9 protein-coding genes are annotated in these 16,163 nt (G+C 53.8%); 6 read left to right on the top strand and 3 right to left on the bottom strand.

Features of this window, described 5'->3' with window-relative positions:
• Positions 1-197: 197 nt before the first annotated feature.
• The gene (locus KP708_RS03305; RefSeq protein WP_252347406.1) at positions 198-1,058 is read right to left on the bottom strand and encodes a glucose 1-dehydrogenase; all 861 of its coding nucleotides are present in this window, start codon (positions 1,056-1,058) and stop codon (positions 198-200) included.
• Between the two features lie 155 nt (positions 1,059-1,213).
• Positions 1,214-1,882 (bottom strand): hypothetical protein, encoded by a 669-nt coding sequence (locus tag KP708_RS03300; protein WP_215750379.1) that lies wholly within the window; start codon positions 1,880-1,882, stop codon positions 1,214-1,216.
• Positions 1,883-2,540: 658 nt separating this feature from the next.
• On the opposite strand from KP708_RS03300, the gene KP708_RS03295 reads away from it, so the two are divergent.
• The 3 genes from KP708_RS03295 to KP708_RS03285 all read left to right on the top strand — a co-directional run bounded on the left by KP708_RS03295 (position 2,541) and on the right by KP708_RS03285 (position 8,804).
• Positions 2,541-5,009 (top strand): Hint domain-containing protein, encoded by a 2,469-nt coding sequence (locus tag KP708_RS03295; RefSeq protein ID WP_215750378.1) that lies wholly within the window; start codon positions 2,541-2,543, stop codon positions 5,007-5,009.
• Between the two features lie 694 nt (positions 5,010-5,703).
• On the top strand, positions 5,704-6,330 hold the full coding sequence (locus KP708_RS03290; protein ID WP_215757144.1) for a helix-turn-helix transcriptional regulator: 627 nt from the start codon (positions 5,704-5,706) through the stop codon (positions 6,328-6,330).
• Positions 6,331-6,590: 260 nt separating this feature from the next.
• Complete coding sequence (locus KP708_RS03285) at positions 6,591-8,804, top strand: TonB-dependent siderophore receptor (protein ID WP_215750376.1); 2,214 nt, start codon at positions 6,591-6,593, stop codon at positions 8,802-8,804.
• Positions 8,805-8,884: 80 nt separating this feature from the next.
• Here KP708_RS03285 and KP708_RS03280 read toward each other — a convergent pair whose 3' ends face one another.
• Entirely contained in the window at positions 8,885-9,790 is a 906-nt protein-coding gene (locus tag KP708_RS03280; protein ID WP_064274858.1) for an AraC family transcriptional regulator, read from the bottom strand.
• Positions 9,791-10,269: 479 nt separating this feature from the next.
• Between KP708_RS03280 and KP708_RS03275 the strand changes: the two genes are divergently transcribed.
• From KP708_RS03275 to KP708_RS03265, 3 genes are read left to right on the top strand one after another with little or no spacing between them, the layout of a single operon-like run.
• Entirely contained in the window at positions 10,270-13,455 is a 3,186-nt protein-coding gene (locus KP708_RS03275; RefSeq protein ID WP_215750375.1) for an efflux RND transporter permease subunit, read from the top strand.
• Positions 13,448-14,629 (top strand): efflux RND transporter periplasmic adaptor subunit, encoded by a 1,182-nt coding sequence (locus KP708_RS03270; protein WP_252347405.1) that lies wholly within the window; start codon positions 13,448-13,450, stop codon positions 14,627-14,629. The genes KP708_RS03275 and KP708_RS03270 overlap by 8 nt, the downstream gene beginning before the upstream one ends.
• 2 nt (positions 14,630-14,631) lie before the next feature.
• Positions 14,632-16,098, top strand: coding sequence for an efflux transporter outer membrane subunit (locus KP708_RS03265; protein WP_215750374.1), 1,467 nt, complete (start codon positions 14,632-14,634; stop codon positions 16,096-16,098).
• Positions 16,099-16,163 lie beyond the last annotated feature (65 nt).

Below are 16,163 nucleotides of genomic sequence, written 5' to 3'. Positions count from 1 at the left end.
ACAGATTTTTGCGGCTGTTGAAAAAATTCCCAGTGAAGAAAAGGGCTGTTGCCACATGGTGGCAACATAAACTCCCCAAATTTCGGGTCCATAACCTGTTAGATATGGCGGCAAACTAAATTTTTTTCTCCTCCCTAATGGATTATGATCAGGGAGGAGTTGGATTACTACGATTTCAGGAAGGCATGACCGGGAAATTATCCGTTGATGATCATGCCGCCATTCACATGGAGTGTTTGGCCTGTCACGAAGGATGCATCGTGGCTTGCAAGGTAAACATAGGCCGGGCCGAGTTCGGAGGGATCACCGCACCGTCCCATAGGAGTATCTTTCCCCAGATCTGCGACAGACTGGGGATCAACCGGCCCCCAGCTTGCCGGCTGAAGTGGTGTCCAGACTGGGCCGGGAGCGACTGCATTCACGCGAATGCCCTTGGAGACCAGTTGCAACGCTAGCGCACGGGTAAAGCCCATTTCTGCGGCTTTGGTAGTCGAGTAAGCCAGAAGGGCTTTATTGCCCGCAAAGGCGTTGATGGAGGAAGTGTTGATAATGGCACTTCCCTTTTTCAGATGTGAGAGAGCTGCGCGGACCAGAAAAAAGTAACCGTTGATGTTGGTGTCCATGTGTCTTTGCCATTCTTCGTCAGAGATGGCGCTGATATCTTCCTGCACGATCTGGATGCCGGCATTATTGACCAGGATGTCCAGCCCGCCCAGTTCCTTGACCGTCTGGGCAACAGCATCATTACAAACCTGACTTGAAGAGACATCCCCAGCAATAGCAAGACCTTTGCGACCTTCTTTTTCGATCAGTCGGACAGTCTCTTTCGCATCTTCATGTTCTTCAAGGTAAAGGATCGCGACATCTGCCCCTTCCCGGGCAAAGTGCAACGCGGCAGCACGGCCAATTCCACTGTCTCCTCCGCTGATCAAAGCTTTTTTGCCTGTCAGCTTTCCGCTTCCTTTGTAGCTGGCACGAATATGCTCGGCCTTGGGTTGCATGAGGCCTTCAAGGCCGGGCTGATGGTCCTGAGATTGGGGAAGTATATGGTCAGGCATGAAAAATATCGCTCCAAGATAAGGTCGATACCCTTACAGAAAGGGCGCTCCTGACATAATCAACACCTGGAACTGGAAAGTGTTTCCCTAATATGATCTCATAAAAATTTGAATGTAGTTTAAAATTATTTACAAAAAACAAAATTATTGAGATGTCATTTTAGGTATAGATAAAATGGAATAAAGCCAAAGAGGGTCCAGGCTATGATAAATATGAAAGGCGCCTGATGAGCAAAGAGAGCCCCTCGCTGCGCCCGTCGCATCATATCGCGGGTCTCGTCCTCGTTTGGAGCCAGTGTGAAGTCAGTCAAGGCGGGGCTACGGTGATGCAACATTCTTTGCTTTCCCTCCCATTTACCAATTGCGGCATAAGCTGCTCTGATGCCAGGAAGCGCCATGACCGCGAGGACAAATCCCAATAGTGAAAACAAGGGGGGAAGCAAAAGAACCATACTATCTCCCCATCTTTTCGTAGATCCGGTCATGGCTGTCGCATAGGCGATCACGAGAAAAGCCTGTGATCCTAGAAGGGCCTGAAGGCGGCCATTCACCACTTCAGTCTCAAACCGAATTTCAGAGCGGTAAAACGCAAGCAGCTCATTATCTGTGGGATGACCCTGCGCAATAATCTGGCTGGTATCTGGGGACGGTGATGCGGTTTCTACCATCTGGACCTTCGGTAAGATTGGAATGAGGAATAGCGCTCTGCTGCCCTGCGAGTTTCCTAACTTCGTGTCGCATTGGGTTTTTTTAAGTATTACTCTGTGTAAATAATATAAAATATAACAATATTCATATGTATGTGTAGCATTAATTAAAAACATTCTTATAAATATATTGTACTTATTTATGTCGAGAATGATGAAATATTTTTCTTTGATTAGGTCGTGAGCCGATATATTCGGATTTGACTAAATATTTCGCATTCTCATAAATACTTCCCTTCGGGAGGATTCTAATATTTTGCACTCGGTCGCCTCTGAAGCATGAAACACATCGGAACCTCTTTCATTCCGAGTTTCTTAAAGCTGAAATTTCATTAGGATCCGGAGAAGGCTTTTATGACAAAATATTGTTAACATGTGTCTGAGTGAGCAAATAGGAAAGCGTTTTTCTTCGTAAAAATATTATAAAACCACTGCAAGTATGTGATCTTAAAAAATATTATGATTATATTTTCATTTTCCCATCTTGGGGTGTCAACTTTTTTTTACCTTTAGAAAATTCATCCATATCCCTACCGCTCAAAATTGTGTCTCTGTCCCTATGACAAGATTCTGCAAACAATCTGGATGGAACGATTTCTGTTAAATTTGCTCTTCTAAATAAGGTTGGTTGAGCTAAAGCCAGCGATCAAATTTTACAGATATCAAAGAAATTCTGACTAGAAGTTTGCCGGATTCACAAGAAATACCATCGAGAAGTTTGAATTTCTCACGCTCTGGGTGGTTGTACCGTTAACGAATTCTCTTGGAGGGAATTATGAGTCACGTAACGAACGGCGTTCTATATGTTGATGATACCGTCAACGGAGGAACAAACCCTGGAAGTTTCTATACTTCAAGCTTCTCTTCGGTATCTGTATCTTCTGGTGGTACTTACGGAAGCGCTTCGATTGTGTCTGGTGGCACAGTGGTGGTGCAGAGTGGTGGCTCAGTTTTTAACGATACGGTCTCATCGGGCGGCGTATTGACAATTTCCGCCGGTGGTAGCGGCAGTTATATCAGCCTGGCTGCTGGCGCGACATTCAATATCGGCACCAACTACGATAACCAACACACTACCTCCCTGACAGCTCTGTCAGGAACAAAAATTAATGTCTTGTCCGGTGGCATTCTCTCTAACGCAGACGCAGGTTCTTCTGGAACCATCGTTGTTAATGCTGGCGGAATTCTACGAAACGCTATCGTTTCCAAAGGCGGCGGGCTGGCAGTAACTGGAACAGCTTCCAACACAACCATTAATAATGGCGGTGTAATGGATATCAGCTCCGGCGGTCTGGCCTTCGGGGGAACCATCAATAACGGCGGCCAGGTCTTTGTAGGCTCTGGCGCGACCCTTTCAAGTGTGATCATCAACACTGGCGCCTCCGCTGTTGTTTCCGCAGGCGCCTCGACCGGCGCCCTGAAATTGAATGGCGGCACGCTCGATACGTATGTTGCCCCCTCGTTTGTCGCCGGTGGAGTTGTTAGCGGGACACTAATCTTTGAAAGCGGGGTCAAAGACGGCGGTTACCAGAAGCTCGGAACTGGGGTCACAATCAACCTGAAATCTGGAGCTGCGCTTTCCAACAGCACCATCGGTTCGGGCAATACTGTTGCAGTTTCTTCGGGCGCTACCGCGAGTGGACTGGTTATCAGCGGTGGTGGTCTCGGCGTTCAGGGTGCGACATCAAACACGACCGTTATCAGCGGTGGCGTGGTGGATGTTGGGTCTGGCGGCAACGCCACAGGCAACACAGTTAGCAATGGCGGGTACCTCTACGCTGAGTCTGGTGGTACGATTGGCACCACCACACTTCAGAGCGGCGCAGTCCTCAGCGCTAAGGCTGGATCAACGATTTCGGGCACTGTCACGGCCGCCAAGGGCGCTACACTGACAATCCCGACAACTGCGGGTGGTACCATCGACCTGCAGGGTAATGGAAATGTCGGCCTGACCATCACCGGCTCAGGTAGCCCGACAACGGTTATTTCCGGGTTCTCAGAGGACACAGCGGCAGGAACCGCAGACGGCATCACGCTGACGAACGTCAAAACCGCCGACGTTGTTTCCGTCACCTACCCTGATGCTGATCATGTCACGTTCACGCTCAAGGACGGCTCAGCTGTCACGCTGAACATCGTTGGCGTCAAAAACGTGGGCTATACTCTGGCGTCTGACAGCAGTGGCGATCTCGTTTACGAGGTGTGCTTCCTTGCTGACACCCTGATTTCTGGTCCGAATGGAAACGTTGCTGTGCAGGACCTTGTCCCTGGCGATACGGTTACGTCCTATCGTGATGGTGTGGCATGCAGCAGCAAGGTCTCTTGGGCAGGAAAGGCGCATTGCGTCGTTCGCCCGGAAAAGGCTGATGATGAGGCCGGGTATCCGGTGCGGATCCTTGAAAACGCGATTGCTCAGGGTGTTCCTTTCCAGGACATGCTCGTTACATCTGAGCATTGCCTCTTTCTGGACGGCAAGTTCATTCCGGCCCGTATGCTCGTCAATGGTCGTTCGATCTATTACGACAAGTCCTTCACGTCCTATGACTATTTCCACATTGAAACGGAAGGCCATTCGGTCATCATGGCTAACGGTGCGTTGACCGAGAGCTATCTTGATACGGGCAATCGTCGTGCGTTCGAACAGAAGAGCAATGTCTTTATGTTCGGCCAAAAGGCGAAGTCCTGGGAGAACGATGCTGCTGCTTCTCTGACCGTATGCCGTGATCTGGTTGAGCCTGTTTACCGTCAGATCGAACAGCGTGCGCAGGCGTTGCAGTTCGCAGTTCAGGCACCGGTTGCTACGACCACTACGGACAGCGATCTGCATCTCGTGTCTGATCGTGGCCATCGCATCCAGCCGCTTCGCACGGTCGATAACCGCGTCATGTTCATGATCCCTGGCGATGTGGCGTCGGTCCGCATTGTTTCAAACAGCAGTCGCCTGTCAGATGCGATTGGTCCGTTTGTTGACGACCGTCGTATGCTGGGTGTGTTGATTGGCGATGTTTCGTTCTTCGACAGTGGCGTTACGGTGAAGATCAAGACGCACCTGACCAAGGAAAATCTGAGCGGCTGGCACAGCGTGGAGCACATCCCGATGCGCTGGACGAACGGCAACGCACACCTTCCGCTTGGTGCTCGACTGCCGGGTAGTATCGGTCTCCTTGCTATCAAGGTTGAGGCTGCTGGTCCCTACGTTGTTGCTTCGGCGGATGAGGCAGAGGTTGCTCTTAAAACGGCCTGAAGGTCATTCTCTTGCCCGTAAAAGCTACGGATAGGATTTTTCTTCCAGCCAAATCAGAATTTCTGCTTTGGCTGGAAGGTTTTTAATATTCATGCGCTTTAGAAACGCTCTAGCGCATAATTTAATAAACCAGCGCTCATGTATTTCGAAGCTAGCGCCCTTTATTTGCAAAAATGCGGTCCCTTCACTCTGTTTGGTAAATATCCAAACATTCTCTGAAAAGCAGCGCTGAAATGACTGACGTTGCTGCATCCAGGTACCCTCGCGGTGTCTGCCAAGAGAAAGCTCCGTGCGTATTTTACGGCGTCAAACTATCGCCATGGGCCATGGCCTGCCCGTCTGGATTTCCATCATGTTCCAGAACTAGCCGAACTGCCCGGGCACGCACTGCAGAGGACAATTTTTTCACAGGATTGTTCATCAGACCCTTCTCTCGGAGAAATGGTCTCGGCCAAGTCCAGCGCGGTTTAATACGCCCGTTTCAGTCACCCTGATGTTTATTCCCAAGCATGACGGCAGCCACCATCATGCCGCCTCTTGATAAAATTTTGGCGAAGACGGACAACTAGGCATTCACGTTCTGGCGGCTGGTTCTTGATCGGACATTCTTGCCGCCATTGCTAATTCGTATCTCCAGCATGAGGGGAGCAGTGGCCAGTCTTTGCGAAAGATGCTCAGCCCAGATCATAACACTATGAAGCGTTCTACCGATTTACCTGCAAACCCACCTCCCGTTGTCGGTTTTGCAGATTATTATGCCGGCGGTTTCGTAGATGGTTTCCACACACATGAGCGGGCACAGCTGTCCGTGTTCATGGCAGGGAGTGTGACAGTTACTACACATGAGGAAAGCTTCGTCCTTCGCCCCGGGCAAGCGCTCTGGCTTCCTGCCCACACGCTGCATCAAGCAACCTGCCGCACCGACCTGTCGTTTCAGGTCATCTATGTTGATCCTGATTTCCCCGGTGCTGGCACGCTTCAATGCAAGATGTTTGATGCCTCTTCTTTGATACGGGGTCTGATGGACGAGGAGCCGGGAGATTGTCGCGATATCGATCATTGGGCGCGTGAAGCCGGTATGGCGCGGCGCACTTTTACCCGCCTCTTTCAGTCTCAAATGGGTATGGGCTTCGCGGCATGGCGACGGAGAGTACGGGTTGTGGAAGCCGCTTCCCGAATTGCGACGGGCCAATCGATTGCCGAAGTCGCCTTTGATCTAGGCTACGATAATGCCAGTAGCTTCAGCAGTATGTTTCACAGAACTTTTGGTGTCTCCCCGCGCGAGCTGAGAGCCAACTCGCCTACGGCTGCGCGACTATAAAGCATCGGGTTTCCACACCTGGTTGCTCTGCCTCTCATCGCCTCCATGTCTGGAAAACAGTAACAAACCGTTTCCTTTCTGCTTCGAAAGTGACCCGATTCCGGTAATCGGGCCTTATTCAGTTGCGTTTGGGCCAACTGCGCGCTGGCTGCTTGAAGCCGTTTCCGAAGATGTCTAGGAGCGCAATTAAGTATCATTCTTAACAAAAAACCGGTCCCTGCCTCGCAACCAGCACGAGCCGGTAACGAAATGAGTTGGGTATGCAGCGCAGCAGGATAGTTTACACGGTTCTTTTCTCCCTTATTTTGAGCGATACAGCTTTCGCAGCTGAGCAGGAGAATAAGGCCAAGGATCCGCAGCAGTCTGGGGCGCCTGCCCCGGCTCAAGCGAGCGCTGACAATGCCAAAGCACGGAGCGCAAGGGTTGAACGGGTTGAGGTTCATGCTCGCAAGTCTTCAACCATTGCCTCTTCTGCTACAAAAACAAACACACCTCTTGTTGAAACCGCCCAGTCCGTCACCGTCATCACCCGTGACGAAATGGATACACGCGGTGTCCTGACACTTAATCAGGCCGTACGGTACGCCGCGGGCGTCACAGCCGATACGCGGGGTGGTGAAGGCACTCGGTATGATCTCTTCGATCTTCGCGGCTTTACAGTGCCGACTTTTCTGGATGGACTGAAGTTCCAGGATAGCCCGACCGGCTTTGCCGTCGCCCAGACGGACACCTTCCGACTTGACCGCGTTGAGCTGCTCAAAGGGCCGGCTTCTGCCCTTTATGGGCAGTCCAGCCCAGGTGGTCTGACGGCGTTATCCAGCAAACTGCCGACGGATCAGCGGTTTTATGGTAGTGTCAATACAACTGGCGGCATGTTCGATCTATATCGTGTGGATGCTGACGTCGGCGGATTTGCGACCAAGGACGGTCTTGTCCGCTACCGGCTTTACGGCACAGTAAATGGGCAGCATACCCAGCTCAGCAGAACCGGTAGCCGACGCTTCAGCATTAGCCCGGCCTTTACCTTTGGAGGCGACGGCCCGACCACCCTCACCTTGCTGGGTAATTACCAGTACGATCCTGAGAGTGGTTCTTATGGCGGCGTGCCGCTGATTGGGTCGCTCAAGCGGGCTTCCTACGGCTATCTGCCCCGAAATTTCTATGACGGGGATGTCCCCTCAGAAAAATTTAACCGCAAACAGGGCGGAATTACCTATATCTTCAATCATCGCTTCAACGATGACTGGAGCTTCAGTACGCGCGGCCGCTACGATGATATCAAGACCATCTATCGCAGCGTGTATAACAATGGCTACTACGACAGCGATGACGGTACGAGTGGGCAAATGCTGTCCCGCTCTGCATATGGAACGCACGAACACACCTATAATCTGGCGTTTGACAGCCAGGTTAAAGGACGCGTCCGCACTGGGCCGTTGCGCCATGCCCTGATGTTCGGCTTCGACTATATGCAGCAGAAGGCTAATGACACGGAAGCCTATGGCGATGCTCCGGATCTGGACGTTCTCCATCCCGATTATCACATGGTCATTCCGGACCTCTCCCCGTATCTGAATTATGTGACTCATTCTCATCAGATCGGCGCGTATGGTCAGGATGAAATCCGCTGGCATCGGCTGATCCTTACGGGAAGTATTCGCAATGACTGGTATCGCTCGCATCAGGTTGAGTCTCTGACACCCTCTGACAACCGCCAGAGTTCAAGCCAGGTTACATGGCGTGCTTCCGGTCTTTATCACTTTGACTTCGGCCTCTCACCTTACATCAGCTATTCGACGTCTTTTCAGCCGCAGTCCGGCTCTGTTTCCAACGATGGCGGTGCGACCGTTCGCCAGGCCAACCCATCTATGGGCAAGCAGCTTGAGGGGGGCTTGAAATATCAGCTTCCCGGAACGTCTCTTCTTTTCACCGCCGCGGGTTTTCATATCGAGCAAAGCAACGTGCTCGTCTCGGTCGCGAACACAGGGTACAGTGTACAGAGCGGACTTGTTCACTCGGACGGTTTCGAATTTGAAGCCCATGCCGAGCCGTTCCGTAACCTCATGCTGACAGCCGCAGTGAGTTTCCAGAAGATCAAGGATGATTCGACCGGGAAGCCGTTGATCCAGTCTGGCAAAGGGAATGCCTCCCTTTTCGCGTTCTACACAATGCCCTCCGGGCCTTTGAAGGGGTTCGGATTTGGTGGTGGTATGCGCTATTCCGCGAAAACCTACGGTGGCGAAGCAACATATGGCAGCGTCTGGCTTCCACAATATGCTCTCTTCGATGCGTCCGTGAGCTATGATCTGGCGAACATGTCTCATTCGCTTCACGGCTGGAAAGTCTCTGCAAGCGTTCGCAATCTCTTTGACAAGAAATATATCGCGAACTGCTTCGCTTACGGTGCAGACGGACAATATTGCTACTACGGCGAGCGCCGCAATGCCCAGGCCAGCATAGGGTATAGCTGGTAATTCTTACGGCGAGGGTTGCCAGAATAGTTTCTGGCAACTCCTTTCAAGAGGCTCATACCGTCATTTTTTAAGCCTTCTCGTTAGGCTGGAAGCATTCCGTCTCCCGCATATTTAAGGCGTTGCGCGTCCCGTGCGGGAGGAACCCCAAACATGCGTCGGTACTCTCTACTGAATTGGGACGGGCTGTCGTACCCGACTGCAAATCCAGCCTCAGCGGCATCAACCGTGGCACTGAGCAGCCTGCGGCGCGCTTCCTGAAGGCGAAGACGCGTGCGGTACTGCAAGGGGCTCATCATCGTGGCTGCCCGGAAATGCCGATGAAATGATGAAGGGCTCATCCCAGCAATTTTCGCAACAGATGCAATGTCGAAAGATTCTGCGTAATGCGTTCGTATCCAGCCAATCGCCCGATTGAGCTGGGAGAGATTTGTCCCCGCTGTGGCAATCTGCCGCAGAACATAGCCTTGAGGCCCCTGCAACAACCGATACAGCAGTTCGCGGAGGATGGCGGGCTGAAGAATGGGAATGTCTTCCGGGTTTTCCAACAGTCCTACGAGGCGGGTCACTGGATCCAGGATTTCATGGGTGAGTGCACTGACCGTCATGCAGGATGGGCATGTCGTCCCGTTTGTAGGAAAGGCATCCTTCATTTCGAGTAGCAAATCAGCAATTTGCGCAGGGTCCAGAGCCAGGCAGAGCGCCAGATAGGGTTTCTCATGCGTGGCTTGTGTCACCTGCCCGGTAACGGGAAGGTCAACGGCCGTTACGAGATACTTGCTGGCATCATAATCGAAGACCTTATCACACAGCATGACCTGTTTTGACCCTTGGACAATCACACAGAAGCGGGGTTCGTACACCACATCCATTGGCGTCGTGGGGGCATCGGCACGAAAGAGCAGCAGGCCCGGCACAACCGAGCGGGTTGTTGGTTCGACGCAATGGCGGTCGATCGTGTCTCGAAGCCGTGACAGAATATCCTGCATGAAGCGAAATTTCCGATTTTTTCAGTCAGTCGTTTGGGTATTGCACATTTAGGGGCATGCCTGATCCGCCCAGAAGGGTAGTGTGAGACTTTGGTCGGATTATGCAAGCATATGATCGAATCAGGCATTTTTTTGAAGTTTCGTTCTAATTCATTATGGCACTCCACCAACTTTTGATGGCGTTTTAGGGGCTGTTGCCTTTATTTCACGTCCTTGCCTACAACTCGATATGGCAGGATTGTGCAATCATCTGATTGGATTGCTCTAGCGGATGTTGCGCGTGGAGTTGCATGATCCGCCCAAGCCTTCCGCGGCGGTTATGCTCCTTCCCTGAGAACGTCGTTTCCGGTGAGAAGACGGCAAACGCGGCGCGGCATCATGTCATGGCGAAAAGCTTGCCGATTTGTCCGCACATGGATTGTGCCGGACAAGCGGGGTGCGGATTCCGTGCTCCAAAGCCATCTGAACAGAGATATTCAATGGGGATCGTCGCCTTTGCGCTACGACGGCCTTACACGTTCCTTGTCGCAGGGGTACTCATCCTGCTTCTGGGCATCACGGCCGTCTTCAGAACGCCTACCGATGTGTTTCCGAACATCGATATCCCGGTCGTCACCGTCGTCTGGTATTATGACGGCCTCGATGCCGCCGAGACCGAGAAGCGGATCAGCACTTATACGGAGTTTTCCGAAAGCTTCTTTGTCAACAATCTGCGGACCATCGAAAGCCAGACGACACCGGGGCTGGTCCTGCAAAAGCTGTATTTTCAGCCCGGCGTAAACGTTGACCTTGCGGTCGCACAGACCGTTTCGGCTACAAACTCAATCCGCGCCCTGCTGCCACCTGGCATTCAGCCGCCCATCATTATGCAGTACAGCGCTTCCAGCGTGCCGGTTCTGCAGCTTTCCCTCTCTTCGGAGAAGCTGACGGAAAGCGAACTGTATGATTATGGCATTTACCGTATCCGTCAGCAGCTCGCCCCTATTCCCGGCACGATGCTGCCCCCGCCCTATGGCGGAAAGATCCGTCAGGTCATGGTGGATATTGACGAGACCAAGCTGGCAGGTGTTGGCCTAACGCCGCTGGATGTTTCCAATGCCATCAACGTGCAGAACCTGACGCTGCCCGGCGGAACGGTGAAATTCGGAGCCACCCAATACGACGTGCGTATGAACGGCATGCCAGACGTCGCAGCGCGTTTGAACGATGTTCCCCTCAAGCGTGACCCCAAGACTGGCGCTATCGTTCGTATTGCGGATGTTGCGCAGGTCCGCGATGGAACGGCCGTACAGCAGAATGTGGTGCGCCGCGAAGGACGCCGCTCCGTGCTGCTCTCCATCATGAAGGCCGGAAATGCCTCGACGCTGAGTGTTGTAAACGCCATTCGTAATCAGGTTCTTCCTGTTACGCGTGCAGCAGCCCCGGCGGGCATGAAGATCGAGGAACTGTTTGACCAGTCCCTGTTCGTCAAAGCGGCCATTACCGGAGTGGCATCTGAAGCTGTCATCGCGGGCCTGCTGACAGCGGCAATGATCCTTGCGTTTCTCGCAAGCTGGCGTTCGACCATTATTGTTGCCGTCTCCATCCCTCTCGCCATCCTGTCTTCGATTGCCGTGCTGTCGTGGACTGGCCAGACACTGAATCTGATGACGTTGGGAGGCTTGGCCCTTGCTGTCGGTATTCTGGTGGATGATGCGACTGTAACGATCGAAAATATCCATCGCATCCGCCATGAAGGAATAGAACTGCGACAGGCCGTGCTTAACGGCGCGTCGGAAATTGCACTGCCAACGCTGGTTTCGACACTAGCGATCTCCAGCGTGTTTGTGTCGGTAGAGTTCCTTGTCGGCCCGTCCCGCTTCCTGTTCACACCGATGGCCCTTGCTGTTGTGTACGCCATGCTCGCCTCCTATGCGATCAGCCGGACACTGGTGCCAATCTTCGCAGCTATTCTTCTGCGGTCTGAAGAACGGCAGACCACACGCCGCCGCGATGCCGGGTTGCCTCCTGATGTCATTACCCGGTTCGGCATTGCTTTTGACCGGCGCTTTAACCGGCTGCGGGATAGCTACGTCCGTCAGTTACATGGCCTCATCGAAAGCGGCTGGAAAGTGCCTGCACTTGCAGGCGTGACTGTTCTGGCTGCCGGTTTTCTCGCAACTCAGGTCGGGCAGGATTTCTTCCCCACGATTGATGCCGGCGAATTCAAGCTCCATGTCCGCGCGCCGGAAGGAACGCGCATCGAGAGCACGGAACGACTGTTCGATCAGGTTGAAGACGTCATCCGTGAAGTCGTGCCTGAGCATGAACGGTCATTAGTCCTCGATAACATGGGCGTTCCATTCCGGTACTCCATGCCTTTCGATGACGGCACGACCGTTGGACCAAATGACGGTCAGATCATGGTGGAGCTGAAGGAAGGGCATCGCCCAACCGCCGATTATATCCGCACACTCCGGACCGAACTGGCACGCCGCTTCCCGGACAGCGTGTTCTATTTCCAGCCCGCCGATATCGTGACCCAGATCCTGAATTTCGGGCTTCCCGCGCAGGTCGATATCCGCATTTCGGGTTATGACGCAGCCAATAACCGCAAGGTCATGCAGGAAGTCCGTCAGGAAGTCTCCCGCATTCCCGGCCTGGTGGACGTCCATCTGCATCAGCAGATTGCAGCGCCAGAACTGGCGATTGCGATTGATCGTGAGCGCGCTCTGGACCTCGGCCTGACGCTCAATGACGTTGCGCGCAACGTGATGGTGTCACTGGCGTCCTCCAATACCGTAACCCCGAACTTCTGGGTCGATCCGGCAACGGGCATTCAGTACCCGCTGGCAGTGCAGACGCCGCAGTATCGGGTCAACAATCTGGGTGATCTTCGCAACACCGTCATTGCGTCCGCACTAGGCTCACAGCACTCCTCGGCTCTACTGAGCAATGTCGCAACCATCAAGCGCGGCACGGCACAGAACGTCATTTCACACAGCAACATCCAGCCAACGCTTGATGTCGATGCAAGTGCGGAAGGACGTGATCTGGGTAGCATTGCCCGGGACATTGACCGGGTCATTGCACGCCATCGGGGAGAGCTTTCACCGGGCAATGTGATCACCGTTCAAGGCCAGATCGAAAGCATGCATTCTGCCTTTACCCGGCTGGGTATTGGTCTGATGGTCGCAGCGATTGCGGTCTATCTTCTGATGGTCGTGAACTTCCAATCCTTCATGGACCCGTTCGTCGTGGTTCTTGGTCTTCCAGGTGCCATGTGCGGGATCGTGTTCATGCTGTTCGTCACAGGAACAACGTTCTCGGTTCCTTCCCTCATGGGGGCGATCATGAGTGTCGGTGTGGCCAGCGCCAATTCGATCCTGCTTGTAACCTTTGCCAAGGAAAGACGCTCCGAGGGCTTGAGTGCCGTCGAGGCCGCCGTCGCTGCCGGACAGGCACGCCTGCGCCCCATTCTGATGACGTCACTCGCAATGATCATCGGCATGTTGCCCATGTCTCTGGGGCTCGGCGATGGCGGCGAGCAGAACGCCCCGCTCGGACGCGCCGTGATTGGCGGCCTGATGATGGGCACGTGCGCCACGCTCTTCATTGTGCCCTGGCTCTACACACGCCTGAGAAAACGAGAAAGCCGCATTCTTGAGGAATACAGTCATGTCTGAACCCGTTTTATCCTCGACCGGCGTCCGTGAAGAACGGCGCGGCCCGCCCATCGTGCCCTTGATCGGCCTCGGGGCTATTCTTCTGCTGGGCTATGGGATCTATACGCATAGTGAACGAGGCATTGCGGTCCGTGCACTGGCTGATACGCGCCAGAACCAGACCCCGGATGTCAGTTTCATGATTGTTCACAGAGAGACGCAACCGATCTCTCTGGACCTTCCCGGAGAAACCCTCCCTTTCGAAACGGCAGCGATTGGAGCCCGGGCATCCGGCTATATTGCTGAACGACGCGTTGATATTGGCACCCACGTGAAGGCGGGAGACGTTCTGGCCATCATTCATGCGCCAGAACTGGATCGTCAGGAAGCGCGGGCCAAAGCCGCCCTTGAACAGGCTCGTGCCAATCTTGATCTTGCCCGCGTCACGGCAAGGCGCTCTGGCGGCCTTGTTGGGGGGGGCGCGGTGAGCAAGCAGAACTTCGATACAGACCGCATTACCCAGCAAGCCCAGAATGCCGCACGTGCGGCCGCTGATGCGGCCCTGGCAGAGAGCGCACAACGACGTGCCTACACGACTGTGACCGCCCCTTTCGATGGCGTGGTCACAGTGCGGAACGTGGAAGTTGGCGATCTGGTGAGTGCGGATAGTGCTCAGTCAGTCCCGCTGTTTGTGGTCGCTCGCACGGATAGACTGCGTGTCCGCGTGCATGTGCCACAGGAGGAGGCCGGCACAGTGCAGACGGGTACACCTGTCAGTCTGACTGTGCCGGACCACCCGGGGGAAAGCTTCGCAGGCACCGTCACACGGACCGGTCATGCGCTGGAACGTGAGAGCCGGATGCTGCCAGTTGAAATCGAGCTGGATAATCGTGACGGAAAGCTTGCCTCCGGTGTGTATGGCTCCATTCATTTTGACTTGCCACGCCCTGCCCCGACCCTGCTGATTCCCACGGAATCACTGATTTACAACGCGGACGGCCTGTCTGTGGCCACCGTCGAAGACGGGAACCGCCTGCGTCTTCACAAGGTGACTGTTGGCCGGGACTATGGAGATCGGATTGAGATCCAAACCGGTTTGGCTGAAGGAAGCCGCCTGATCATGCATCCTCCATCAGCTTTGACAGATGGCCGGCAGGTTGCACCGCATGATGTGAATGGATCGAAGGGAGCGTGAAGATGCGTTCTTCTACCACAACTCTTACGGCTGGATTAGCGCTCCTGCTGAGCGGCTGCACGATGATTCCGGATTATCATCGCCTTGCAGCCCCAGTGGCAACCGCATGGCCCAATAAAGCCGCCGATGTAGCGTCCACAGATGGAGGCAGCCTTGAGAACTGGCGCACATTTTATCGCGACCCGGTTCTGCAATCGCTGATCGAGACGGCTTTGACCAATAACCGGGACCTTCAGATTGCCCAGCATCAGGTCGAAGCGTCGAGCGCGCAGTTCGACATTGAAAATGCCGCCCTCTTCCCAACGCTGAACGGGACTGCGGGAGCGAACGTTCAGAAAATGAACTCCCGTATCTGGAGCCTGTCACAGGGGAATGGTCCGTTCTATATGCGGCAATATGCCGTGGGGTTTGGTGTCTCGGCTTATGAGGTCGATCTGTGGGGACGTATCCGGTCCGCCTCTCGTGCGTCGTTTGATCGGTATGTTGCAGATGAACTGGGGCGTGAGAGTATGCGCCTCAGCATCATTGCAAGTGTTTCGACAGCAATGCTCAACTGGGTCGCTAACAATCAGGCTCTTCGGGTTACACAGAACGTCCTTGCAAACCGCCGTCACACTTATGATCTGGTCAAGCAGACAGCCGATGTCGGCACCGGAACTCAACTTGATGTGGCCGAGGCGGAAGCTGCTCTGCGGGACGCAGAAACCAATCTTCAGATCTATACGCGTCAGCGCGAGCAGGCGATGAACCAGCTTGAACTCCTGGTCGGCACACCTCTGACGCCTTCTGTGCGTGCTGATCTGGAACATAAGGCTGCCCTTGAAGATGTGGTGCCTTTTCCGGATGTTCCGGAAGGGCTTCCTTCAGACATGATTGCACGTCGGCCTGACATCCTTTCGGCAGAGCAGGTTTTGCGAGCGGCGAATGACGATATCGGAGCGGCGCGAGCTGAGTTTTTCCCCAAAATCCAGATCACTGCGGCGAATGGTACGGCGAGCAACAATATCACTCGCCTGTTCCAAAGTGGGATGGGTGCCTGGAACGTAGCCCCTCAGATCACTCTTCCACTGTTTGACGCCGGGCGTCTGACAGCAGAGCTCCACCAGGCAAAGGCTCGTAAGAAGGAGGAAATCGCACGGTATGAGAAGACGGTGCAAACTGCATTCCGGGAAGTTGCTGACGCTTTAGCAGGACGAGGCACCTACCTGGAGCAGTTGCATGCGCAGAACGCCTTGGTTCAGGCTGGTGGCCGCCAGTATCAGCTCGCACTCGCGCGTTTTAAAGGTGGTTATGACCCCTATCTCGACACGCTCGTCGCACAACGGACACTCTATAGCGCTCAGCTTGGAGCCATCACGACCCATCTTCAGCAGATGTCTAATACGGTAACACTCTACAAAGCGCTTGGAGGCGGATGGAACGAGACCCTTCCGGCTCGTAAGGACGCTGTTATCAACCACGTTTTGTAGCGCTTCCTTCCATGGCGGCAAAAATTTCCGAACTTGTCGCCATTTACGAAAATGGACGATATCGT

Source organism: Gluconobacter sp. P5H9_a, assembly GCF_018812085.1.
GTDB lineage: Bacteria > Pseudomonadota > Alphaproteobacteria > Acetobacterales > Acetobacteraceae > Gluconobacter.
The sequence above is the reverse complement of the archived record's forward strand: the minus strand, read 5'-3'. Positions and strand labels throughout refer to the sequence as shown.

What these genes read in the sequence shown, in the direction of transcription:
- KP708_RS03305 (WP_252347406.1), bottom strand. Translation starts at nt 1,058, where the DNA reads ATGCCTGACCATATACTTCCCCAATCTCAGGACCATCAGCCCGGCCTT.
- KP708_RS03300 (WP_215750379.1), bottom strand. Translation starts at nt 1,882, where the DNA reads ATGTTTTTAATTAATGCTACACATACATATGAATATTGTTATATTTTA.
- KP708_RS03295 (WP_215750378.1), top strand. Translation starts at nt 2,541, where the DNA reads ATGAGTCACGTAACGAACGGCGTTCTATATGTTGATGATACCGTCAAC.
- KP708_RS03290 (WP_215757144.1), top strand. Translation starts at nt 5,704, where the DNA reads ATGAAGCGTTCTACCGATTTACCTGCAAACCCACCTCCCGTTGTCGGT.
- KP708_RS03285 (WP_215750376.1), top strand. Translation starts at nt 6,591, where the DNA reads ATGCAGCGCAGCAGGATAGTTTACACGGTTCTTTTCTCCCTTATTTTG.
- KP708_RS03280 (WP_064274858.1), bottom strand. Translation starts at nt 9,790, where the DNA reads ATGCAGGATATTCTGTCACGGCTTCGAGACACGATCGACCGCCATTGC.
- KP708_RS03275 (WP_215750375.1), top strand. Translation starts at nt 10,270, where the DNA reads ATGGGGATCGTCGCCTTTGCGCTACGACGGCCTTACACGTTCCTTGTC.
- KP708_RS03270 (WP_252347405.1), top strand. Translation starts at nt 13,448, where the DNA reads ATGTCTGAACCCGTTTTATCCTCGACCGGCGTCCGTGAAGAACGGCGC.
- KP708_RS03265 (WP_215750374.1), top strand. Translation starts at nt 14,632, where the DNA reads ATGCGTTCTTCTACCACAACTCTTACGGCTGGATTAGCGCTCCTGCTG.